This window comes from Sphingobacterium deserti (genome assembly GCF_000757725.1).
GTDB lineage: Bacteria > Bacteroidota > Bacteroidia > Sphingobacteriales > Sphingobacteriaceae > Sphingobacterium > Sphingobacterium deserti.
Map to the genome: position 1 here is coordinate 45,469 of NZ_JJMU01000070.1, position 6,164 is coordinate 51,632.

Below are 6,164 nucleotides of genomic sequence, written 5' to 3' on the forward strand. Positions count from 1 at the left end.
AGCTTAAATTTTTATTAAAACTAGCAAAAAGCTATTTAGTTTTAGATAAGCTAACAAAACATGACATAGCACGGAAAAATGACAAACGGTGTATCTTCCGATTCTAGATTTTTGTAAACTAAAAATTCCTATTTCGTCCCAAATAGAAAAAGGCGTTTGAATGCATACATCGCAGGTAATTTCGAGAAAGCTTCGGCTATACGTTTTTTGAAATTATCAACGAAGGCTTCCTGCTGTACGCCTTCTAGCCTTTCCATGTACGGAATGAGCGCCGAGCCAGAAATGAAATTAAAAAGGGTATTGTGCTGCTCTGCGATAATGGGGTATATCCGTTGCTCTATACGAATGTTTACTAGACCTGCTTCAAACATTATTTCTGCATATTCATCGCTGTTTAATACCGATGACGGTCGGTTCCAACCATTAAGATAGCTTTTGAATGGCTCTTCATTTGCCAAACTAAATAGGATCTTATTTAGCTTATTTTCCGTTTGAACCGGCATTTGTACCGCAAACTGCCCGCCGGGGTTGAGAAGTTCCAAAAGTTTTGGAAACAATAGCTTGTGGTCGTCGGTCCATTGCAGTGCCGCATTGCTAAATATTACATCCCATCTACCACCGGTGGAGATCACATGTTCAATTGTTTGGTGCCTAAAACTTAAGTTGCTTGCATTGCTTTGAGGCGCATCGGCGAGCATATCAGGTGATGAATCGACACCCAACCAGGTTGTATCGGGAAAGTGCTCCGCTAAAATAGCGGTTTGTTCTCCGGTACCACAACCCAAATCGACACCATTGGCGGGCGATTGACTTTGATCGATAAAGCTCAATAAATCATAAAAAGGTTTATACCGAATATCTTTAAAATCGTTGTAAATATTGGGGTTCCAAGGCATAAGTTTTTGTTAAGAATAAAAAAGAAGGTACCCAAGGACAGGTCTCTGCATACCAAATAATACGCCATTGGGAGTATGACGAAGCAATCGCACTTTATATTTACGATTGCTTCGTTGCATTCCCCCTCCCAGCTTGACCTATACGTCTTGCTCCGTGAACAGCGATAGGCATTGCTTACATCACTTCAGATCAAAACGATCAAGATCCATCACCTTAGCCCAAGTGTTGATGAAATCTTTTATAAATTTTGACTGTGCGTCAGCGCTGGCATAAACTTCAGCAATAGCGCGAAGCTCGGCATGAGAACCAAATACAAGATCTGCACGCGTTGCTGTCCATTTCAGGGCTCCGGTTTTCCGACAATGGCCTTCGTAGACCTCTTTTGCACCATCAATTGCTTTCCATTCGGTTTGCATATCCAACAAGTTAACAAAAAAATCATTTGTAAGCTGCTGAGGTCTGGCGGTAAACACGCCATGCTTCGACCCGTCGTAATTAATATCCAACCCTCGAAGTCCGCCCAACAACACAGTGAGTTCAGGAGCAGTAAGCGTGAGCAGATTTGCCTTGTCGATGAGCAATTCTTCCGTAAATGCTGGAGCATTTGGCTTCCGGTAGCTACGGAATCCATCAGCAAGCGGTTCTAGATAGTCGAAGGATTCTACATCGGTCTGCTCTTGCGAAGCATCCATACGCCCAGGACGAAATGGTACCGACACATCGTGGCCAGCACTCTTTGCCGCCGACACAACACCAACACAACCAGCAAGCACAATCAAATCTGCTAAGGAAATCTTTTTGTTGCCGCTCTGCTTATCATTAAACTCCCTTTGTATACCATCTAAAACGTTTAGCACATGTTGCAACTGCGTCGGATTGTTCACTTCCCAATCTTTTTGTGGGGCTAAACGAATGCGCGCACCATTGGCTCCGCCTCTTTTATCAGATCCACGGAAGGTAGATGCAGATGCCCAAGCCGTACCGACCAATTGCGACACGGATAATCCGGACTCCAATATGCGTTGTTTTAAATCTGCCACATCATCCTCGCTGATCAAAGCATGATTGACCTCCGGTATTGGATCTTGCCATAATAATTCTTCCGACGGAACTTCTGGTCCAAGATATCGAGATTTAGGCCCAAGGTCACGGTGCGTCAATTTAAACCATGCGCGAGAGAAGGCATCTGCAAAGGCATCAGGATGCTCTAAAAAATGACGTGATATCTTTTCAAATTCAGGATCAACACGAAGCGAAAGATCCGTGGTAAGCATGGTCGGGCGATGCTTCTTTTCCGTATCATACGCATCTGGAATAATTGTATCGGCGTCTTTTGCTACCCATTGGTGGGCACCGGCAGGACTTTTAGTTAACTCCCATTCAAAGGCAAACAGATTTTCAAAGAAGTTATTGCTCCACTGCGTCGGCGTAGTCGTCCAGGTAACCTCCAGCCCACTCGTAATCGTGTCTGGCCCTTTTCCCGAACCGAAGTTGTTGCTCCAGCCCAAGCCTTGCGCTTCTAAACCAGCAGCTTCAGGTTCCTTTCCCACATGTGTAGCGGGCGCGGCGCCGTGCGTCTTTCCGAAAGAGTGCCCCCCTGCGATAAGTGCTACGGTTTCTTCATCATTCATGGCCATTCGACCGAAGGTATCTCGTATATCTTTTGCAGCGAGTAAAGGGTCAGGGTTACCATCCGGGCCTTCAGGGTTCACATAGATTAAACCCATTTGAACGGCAGCAAGTGGTTTTTCCAAAAATCGGCTGTGTACGTCGCCATCGGCATCATCGTCGGATACAACGACGCCATGTTCTTTGCCTGCGCCATCAGAGCCATGTGCATAGCGTTCGTCACCTCCTAGCCAGGTAGTTTCCGATCCCCAATATACATCTTGATCCGCTTCCCAAACGTCTGCACGCCCACCAGCGAAACCGAAGGTTTTGAAGCCCATGGATTCTAATGCCACGTTTCCGGTCAAGATCAAAAGATCAGCCCAAGATATCTTGTTGCCATATTTCTGTTTGATCGGCCAAAGCAAGCGTCGCGCTTTATCCAGACTTACGTTATCTGGCCAGCTATTTAATGGTGCGAAACGTTGCTGTCCTGCTCCTGCCCCTCCACGCCCGTCGCCTACTCTATACGTCCCAGCACTATGCCACGCCATCCGTATAAATAAGGGACCATAGTGACCGAAATCTGCGGGCCACCAATCTTGTGAATCGGTCATGAGGGCATGCAAATCTGCCTTAACGGCTTGCAGATCTAAACTTTTAAATGCAGCCGCGTAATCAAATTTTTCATCCATAGGATCTGTCAAATTTGAATGCTGCCGCAAAATGTTCAACTTTAACTGATTTGGCCACCAGTCACGGTTGCTCGTGCCACCGCCCCCAATCGGGGATGTCAAACTGCCATTGTGAAATGGACACTTACTAATGTCATTTGATTGGTTTTCCATGTTGTATAATCTTTATAACTGTTAACACATTCACCGAAGGTATGTTTTCCTTCAGGAGATAAAGTTAATTGATGCTAAACAATTAAAACAATCAATATTTTCTATAGCGCATAGCTGGTTTCGATGAAAGAGATGCGTTCAAGACTAAATGAATTTTTTGCGCTTTTTTACGGCTCGATAAACGTATATTTATCCGTCAAACAAAACCGAATTCCTTGAAGGGTTATCTTTTATTTATAGACACGGAGACTTCCGGTATTCCAAAACGCTGGAATAGGCCTTTTTCCGATCAGAAAAACTGGCCCTCAGTCATTCAGTTGGCCTGGATCGTGTACCTGCTAGATGGAACTGAGGTAAAGCGGGTCAGCAAGTACATTTTCGAAGAAGACATTGTGATTTCTCCAGACTCCCAAAAAGTGCATGGCATTAGCACAGCCCATTTAAAGGAACAAGGGGACCGCCGCAAAAATGTTTTACGAAAGCTTGCCTATGATATTAAGAAATATTCACCGCTTATAATAGGACATTTTCTCGAGCTGGATATACAGGTGCTGAGTGCCGACTTTTATCGTGCCCAATTACACAATCCATTCCTCGATCAAACCTTTTTCTGCACGATGCTGGAAAGTAAAAAATACGCATTGAACCCGGTTGTGGGCTATTTGCGTTTGGTACAGTTGCATGAAGAATTATTTGATGAGCGTCCGTTAGACCTTCACGAAGCAGAGCGCGACGCGGAAATAACGGCGCGATGCTTCTTCGAACTTTGGCGCCGAAATGACATAACGGAACAGGATTTCATAAAACAACAATCTCAATTTTTACAGAAACTTAACTTTGCAGATAAGCTGAAAGTGTAATTTGCAATAGTAATAATGATACGTGTATGGAAAATTTGGTAGCGCTTCTCAAACAAACAGCACCCTTTAATCTTCTACCGGAAAGTGTTCTCGCAGGCATATCCGATTCATTAGTCCCCACTAAATATTCGAAAGATACGTTAGCCTATCGTCAGGAAATAACGGAAATGAAAGGCGTGGATATTTTAGTAGGAGGCGAATACGAAACGTTTTTCTTCGACGCAGCAGAAAACAAGAGATCAATCGAGATCCATCATTCCCCCTATTGCTTTGGCGGTATTTCGGTGCTTTTAAACAGAACGAAGGCTTTAAAATCTGTCATGGCAAAAAAGGGTACTGTAGTATACAACCTGCCACGAAAAGAGTTTTTGGAGCTATGCACTGCCTATGATGATTTTTTTCAATACTACACGACTGACTTTGGAAAACGAATGCTCGACGATGAGTTCTCGCATTTTGTAAAAACTCCGGCTAGTTTTGAAGAAAGTTATATCGCCGCTGAGCAGCTCTATTCTCGAAAGATTGATGGCATCATCTATAAAGACATTGTTTCCTGCTATGACGAAACGCCAATTTACGAAGCGGCACAGCATATGGCGAAGCATCGGGTGAGTTGTATTTTTGTTAAAAATAATGAAGATAACATCATTGGCTACGCCACTGATCTCACACTACGTGACAATGTTATTGCAAGACGCGTGGATGCCGAGAAGCCGATCGCCAGCGTTATGGATAACCCGATACTATCTATCTCTCATCAGGCGTATTTATATGAGGCAGTATTAATGATGTTTAGTACAAAGGCACGGTATCTACTCGTCGAGAAAGACGGCAGATATGTTGGCTTCTTAAGCAGAAATCGCCTTTTAAGTGAGCAAGGGCAGTCGCCGCTCGTATTTATTCAGTCTGTAAAACTTGCGGAGACGACGGACGAACTACGCCAAAAATGGAATTATGTTCCCGAAGTTATAAAACAGCTTTTGGGTCGGGGCATCAATGCCGAAATAACCAATCAAGTGATTACGACAATTGCTGATACAATTGCCATTAAAGTTATTGAGAAAGTAATTCGGGAAATGGGCGAACCCCCAGCAAAGTTCGTTTTTATGGTAACGGGCAGCGAAGGACGGAAAGAGCAAACACTGAAAACGGATCAGGACAATGCAATCATCTATGAAGATAAAGCGAATGAGCAGCGCGAAATGGTGCGCGCCTACTTTTTGACCTTTGCAACAAAAGTTTCCGATTACCTAAATGATATTGGTTTTATCTATTGTAAGGGCGGCTATATGGCTAGCAACCCTGACTGGACGCATTCGCTGTCGCACTGGAAGAAGAACTACAAAAATTGGATCGATGAATCCGTTCCGGAAAATGCCATCAAGTTTTCTACCTTCTTTGACTGCCGCTTCTTGTATGGCGATAGAATGATCATCGAACAATTGAAAGAATTTTTGGAAGAAGAGTTGCAGCGGCCAAACGAACGCTTCTTCGCCTTTATTGCGAAAAATGCATTGCAGTATGAGCCACCGCTGACGTTCTTTAAAAACATAAAAACGGAAACGATAGGCAAAACGGAAGTATTTAATATAAAAAATGCCATGACGCCTATTGTCGATCTGGTTCGGGTGTATGCCCTGCGAAAGCGCGTCTACCAGGAAAACACGGGCGAAAGGCTGAAGAAATTGATGGAGTTGGGCGTGTTCACCGCCGCTCAATATCAGGAGCTCTATCAATCCTATTATTATCTTATGGCTCTACGATTAGAAAATCAAGCGAATCAGATTTTGGTCGAAAAAACGGAACCAAACAATTACATCAAGATCGATAAATTGACGAAAATTGAAAAAGTAACATTAAAGGAAATCTTTAAAACGATTCATAATTTTCAGGTAGGCATAAAGATGCGCTTTACAAATAATATTTTGGGGTAATAATAAGTAGTGGGTAG

4 protein-coding genes are annotated in these 6,164 nt (G+C 43.6%); 2 read left to right on the top strand and 2 right to left on the bottom strand.

The features are described 5' to 3' along the window. Nucleotides 1-128: 128 nt before the first annotated feature. Nucleotides 129-896, bottom strand: a complete 768-nt coding sequence (locus tag DI53_RS18725) for a methyltransferase domain-containing protein (protein ID WP_037503492.1) — start codon at nt 894-896, stop codon at nt 129-131. 180 nt (nt 897-1,076) lie between these two features. After that, a complete protein-coding gene (gene katG / locus DI53_RS18730) occupies nt 1,077-3,353 on the bottom strand; it encodes a catalase/peroxidase HPI (RefSeq protein WP_037503495.1) in 2,277 nt (758 codons plus the stop codon). A 215-nt stretch (nt 3,354-3,568) separates the two neighbouring features. Here katG and DI53_RS18735 point away from each other — a divergent pair, with 215 nt between their 5' ends. Both DI53_RS18735 and DI53_RS18740 read left to right on the top strand, forming a co-directional pair. Beyond that, on the top strand, nt 3,569-4,213 hold the full coding sequence (locus DI53_RS18735) for a 3'-5' exonuclease (RefSeq protein WP_037503497.1): 645 nt from the start codon (nt 3,569-3,571) through the stop codon (nt 4,211-4,213). 26 nt (nt 4,214-4,239) lie between these two features. Beyond that, nucleotides 4,240-6,147 carry a DUF294 nucleotidyltransferase-like domain-containing protein gene (locus DI53_RS18740; protein ID WP_037503500.1) on the top strand — a complete coding sequence of 636 codons (1,908 nt, stop codon included), beginning with the start codon at nt 4,240-4,242 and terminating at the stop codon, nt 6,145-6,147. The last annotated feature ends 17 nt before the right edge of the window (nt 6,148-6,164 follow it).